The 4,375-nt window shown below is 61.2% G+C and carries 5 protein-coding genes; all 5 read right to left on the reverse strand.

The window, feature by feature from the left end; all coding sequences use genetic code 11:
- Positions 1-570: 570 nt before the first annotated feature.
- Entirely contained in the window at positions 571-912 is a 342-nt protein-coding gene (locus tag Y707_RS0112485) for a helix-turn-helix domain-containing protein (protein WP_026535349.1), read from the reverse strand.
- Positions 909-2,015: a tyrosine-type recombinase/integrase gene (locus Y707_RS0112490; RefSeq protein ID WP_026535350.1), complete on the reverse strand. Its 1,107-nt coding sequence runs from the start codon at positions 2,013-2,015 to the stop codon at positions 909-911. The genes Y707_RS0112485 and Y707_RS0112490 overlap by 4 nt, the downstream gene beginning before the upstream one ends.
- Before the next feature lie 741 nt (positions 2,016-2,756).
- Positions 2,757-3,272, reverse strand: coding sequence for a putative immunity protein (locus Y707_RS0112495; protein ID WP_026535351.1), 516 nt, complete (start codon positions 3,270-3,272; stop codon positions 2,757-2,759).
- A 135-nt stretch (positions 3,273-3,407) separates the two neighbouring features.
- On the reverse strand, positions 3,408-3,869 hold the full coding sequence (locus Y707_RS0112500; RefSeq protein WP_026535352.1) for a VOC family protein: 462 nt from the start codon (positions 3,867-3,869) through the stop codon (positions 3,408-3,410).
- A gap of 134 nt (positions 3,870-4,003) precedes the next feature.
- Positions 4,004-4,375: ATP-binding cassette domain-containing protein (locus Y707_RS29845; protein WP_035781587.1), on the reverse strand; the 372-nt coding region annotated here is incomplete at its 5' end.

The following is a 4,375-nucleotide window of genomic DNA, read 5'->3' on the forward strand; positions in this document are numbered from 1 at the left end:
GGTCGCGGGGCGGAAGCATGTTGTGATGGATAAGCAGTTCCCGAAGATACTCCACTGCACGCGATCCGGGCAGAGCGTCGAAGGCCTCATGGCTGAGTCCGACGCCGCGTGTACCGAGTCCGGTGAGGAGTTCTTTGGCCCTGGTCCCGCGCATCCAGGTGTAGATACTCTCCGGTCTCTGCGCCTCGGTTAGAACACCGATGAGACGTTTGAGGCGTAAGTCCGGGGGATCGTGAGGCCGCAGGGTCAGTTCCAGATCGGTCCGGAGTACGCAGCGGATGCAGTGGCCGGCGCGGAACCTCTCGGTTTCGGCCCCCGCATCCGTCGCAGTTCATGTTGGTGGTGATGCCTGCGCAGTCCCGGCAGATGTCGGCCCCTTCGGCATTCTTGCCGGGAAGGAGCCTGGCTTCTCCGCAGCCCGGGCAGGACCCACGTGTCCGCAATGCCGTGGTGAAGCAGATCCCGCAGATGGGGCCCTCGGGCCAGGTTACGCGGGTCTTTGCGGCCAGGCGACCGCATCGGGCGCACCGGCGATCGCCTTCAGAGCGCGGTCGGCCGCGGAGCCCGGACTTAGTCCTCGTCAAGGATACGGGCTCTGACAGGCTTGTAGGAATCCGCGAACCGGACGACGTTTTCCCCGGAGGCGACGGCCTGCTTCTGGCGTTTGGATCTGGCATCGGTGGCTGTAAAGGTGAACAGCTCGTTCGCCTCGACGCCGAAGATGTCGCAGAGGGCTGCCAGCAGCTGAAAAGATATCCGTTCCGGGTTTTGGCCGACCATGCGGTAGATCTGCGACTCGGAAAGCGTGATGCCGCGCTCCCGCAACGGTGCCACCAGCTCCCGGGTGTTTCGCATGCCATGCCGGGCCATAAGTTCCCGGGCCCGCCACCGGTATTCGATCTCTCGTTTCATTGTCTTTCCTCCTTCGGCTTGATGGCTCTGTCAATCATGTCCTCGAGCACCCGGTTGAGCTCACTCGTCTGATAGTCACTGGAAACGGAGGTGTAGAGGGAGGTGGTCGAGGCGTGTTCGTGTCCAACCTGGCGCTGAACAAAAGTGTGGTCGAACCCGAAGTGCTCAAAGAGGTGCGTGACGTAGGACCGGCGCAACGAATGGATGTCCAGGCCCGGCGGATAACCAAGCTCATCGATATAGTCCCGGAAGCGGCGATGCAGATTGGACTTGGGAACAGGCAGCCCGTTGGCCGTGGGGAATATTTCCGACACGGCCGGGCAGAGCCACGGAAGTCCCGTCCGGATCCAAGTCTCGAGGACATCAGGGGACCATTCGAAGACCGTCAGCACCGAACGCCTCTTGGGCGGGGAACCGCGCTGCGCCTTGCCGTATCTGATCTGCAGGACACCGAAGTCGCCGAACTGCGGTGCTCTGCGGTTCCGCGAAAAGTCCACGGTCTGAAGGTGCGTGACCTCGTTGGCTCGAAGACCCCACGCATAGGCGGTCTTGAACACCACCGCGTCCCGATAGGCAGCGACGGCCCCTTTGCGGCCGGAGACGAGAACACGCTCGACCTCAAGATCGGCCAGATCAAAAAATCCCTGCAGCTCCGCACGGGTAAAGGGCCTCTTGACCGGCGACTGCTCGTTATTCTGTGAATGCCGTGCCCGGTTAAATTCGGTGATGATCTGGACAGGGGAGCGGCCAAACCTTTCGCCGCAGATTTGTTCCCACTCGTAGGCAGGATCGGTCACGAAGTCGCAGAACACCTTCAGATGGGTCTGGTAGGCACGAACGGTGGCGAACGCCAGGTTCACGATGGAGCGCTCATGGGCGAAGAACTCATCGGCATCACCGACGGTCCAGTCCCACGGAAAATGCCCGGTATGATCGACAAACCGCCGGACGAGGCGCTCACGTCCCCGGATTGTTCCGGCCGTGAAGTTGCGGGCCAACTGCTGCTGCTTCCAACCGGTGAGCATGTCCTCAAACACTGCGTCCGCGGAAACCGCTTCATGACGCAGGGGAAGCCTTATCAGCCGGCCCTCTCTGGGGTCCATCAAGCCTCCGATGTGTCTGCAAATTGTGCTCTTAGCATGCATAAAATGCGAAACGCTGTCAAGGAAAGGCCTAGAATCCCCGGTTTTATCGCTATCTTCAGCAGTCAGGACACGCGCCCCAGCATCAGGTGCGGATTTGCCACACACATGATCGAGCACGCCAACTTCCGCTAAAGGACGTAGTTTTCGGCGACCAGACCGCCGAAGGAGGGGAGTCGTATCCCTGAGTCCTATTCCGCAGATTCTGCAATAGGATCACTTCTAGTTGACATAAGGTCGGATATCGGCGCCTTATCAGCCGGCCCTCTCTGGGGTCCATCAAGCCTCCGATGTGTCTGCAAATTATGCTCTTAGCATGCATAAAATGCGAAACGCTGTCAAGGAAAGGCCTGGAATCCCCGGTTTTATCACTATCTTCAACAGTCAGGACACGCGCCCCAGCATCAGGTGCGGATTTGCCACACACATGATCGAGCAGGCCAACTTCCGCTAAAGGACGTAGTTTTCGGCGACCAGACCGCCGAAGGAGGGGCGTCGTATCCCTGAGTCCTATTCTGCAGATTCTGCAATAGGATCACTTCTAGTTTACATAATGTAGATTATCGGCGTTTTATCCACGGGCCCTGAAGGTGCCCCTCTCACAACTTGCGAATGCCGGTTGCTGCAGGGGTCGCAATCAATACATTGAGCCTGACAGAACCATCACCGTGCGGCCTGAGTTGGGCGCAACGACTCGCCTGCTCAACAGTCAAACACCGACCAGCAAATGCCGTTCCGCAATTGCTGGTCGTCGAGTACGAGCTCACGAATCGCTTCCGGGAGCTGATCGCGCTGCCACCGGCACTCGAACTGCCCCGCGGCCCCGGCCTCGCCATCCGGGGCGGCAGCACGTGCGGCCTTGATCGCATACGCGGCCGCGCCCAGTTCGTGTGCGGCGACGTGTGCGACGACCCCGGCCTGGCCAGTAGCATATGCGGCATGCCGGGCCGCCCCGTGCAGTTCTCTGGCCGCACCCATTGCATGGCCGCCCGCCACGCGGGCCTCGGTCATTTTAATCTCACCACGCACCCAGGCGCGCGAATGATCGATCGCCTGACGTGGGCGCGGATCCGCCGGCCGGGCCGACTCAAAGAGGTGCAGGACGTGCTCCGCGCACGAGGCCACCCAAAGGGCGAGAAGCTGGTGGTCCGAATCAGTCAGGGTCCCACCGCGGCGGATCCTGATGAAACGAGGGTCGCGAACTTCCGGGAGGATCATTCTTGGCCTCCTTCCAACCCGCACGTGAACGGCACAGCTCCCTTTCCCAACTTTACATAATATCCGGGTTCAGGGGCTGTTTCGCGAAAGCGCGTTCCCAGTCGGTTCTGTCTGTCCAGCCCGTAGCCGGATGCATCAATCCAGGCAGAACTCATTCCCCTCGGGGTCGGTCATAACGATGAAGCCGACGCTCATGGGAGGCTCGGGCTCGTGCCGTCGGAGGCGTTCGGCTCCCATCGCAACCAGCCGCGAGCACTCTGCCTCAAGCGCCGCCATCCGCTCTGCTCCCTGCAGCCCGGGAGCAGAGCGGACATCGATATGCACGCGGTTCTTGGCCGTCTTTCCTTCCGGCACCTGCTGGAAGAACATGCGTGGACCCCGGCCCTCCGGGTCCTCGACGGCGGAACTCGAGTTGCGCCGCTCCTCCGGTACGCCAACCCGCTCCAAAAAGTCGCCCCACGCCGCCAGTGGATCGGCGCCGTCGGGCAGGTCAACGCCGGGCGGAGCGGGATGGACATATCCGAGGACGTCGCGCCAAAAAATGGACAGCGTCCGGGGGTCGTGGGCGTCGAAGGTAATCTGGATTTCCTGGCTCATCGTCCGTCTCCTATACATCTCAGTCGTCACAATGCAAGGCCGACGTCCACCCGGTTCGTGGTCCCACGATCTGCCGCATCGATGATGTCACCCTAGTACGCCCTGCGGACAACTACTGTCCGCTATCCTCGCAGTCAGCTACCGATGTACGCCGCGAGGTGCTGTCCTGTAAGTGTGGAACGGTCGGCGACGAGATCGGCAGGTGGGCCCTCGAAGATGACACGACCGCCGTCGTGGCCGGCGCCAGGGCCGAGATCGATGATCCAATCCGCATGCGCCATAACGGCCTGATGGTGCTCAATCACAATGACCGACTTACCGGAGTCGACCAGCCGGTCGAGCAAACCAAGTAGTTGCTCGACGTCGGCAAGGTGCAGACCCGTGGTTGGTTCATCAAGCACGTAGACGCCGCCTTTCTCCCCCATATGGGTTGCCAATTTGAGCCGCTGCCGCTCGCCGCCGGACAGTGTCGTGAGTGGCTGGCCGAGGGTCAGATATCCCAGGCC

Origin of the sequence: Arthrobacter sp. H14, assembly GCF_000520495.1 — a bacterium.
Classification (GTDB): domain Bacteria; phylum Actinomycetota; class Actinomycetes; order Actinomycetales; family Micrococcaceae; genus Arthrobacter_C.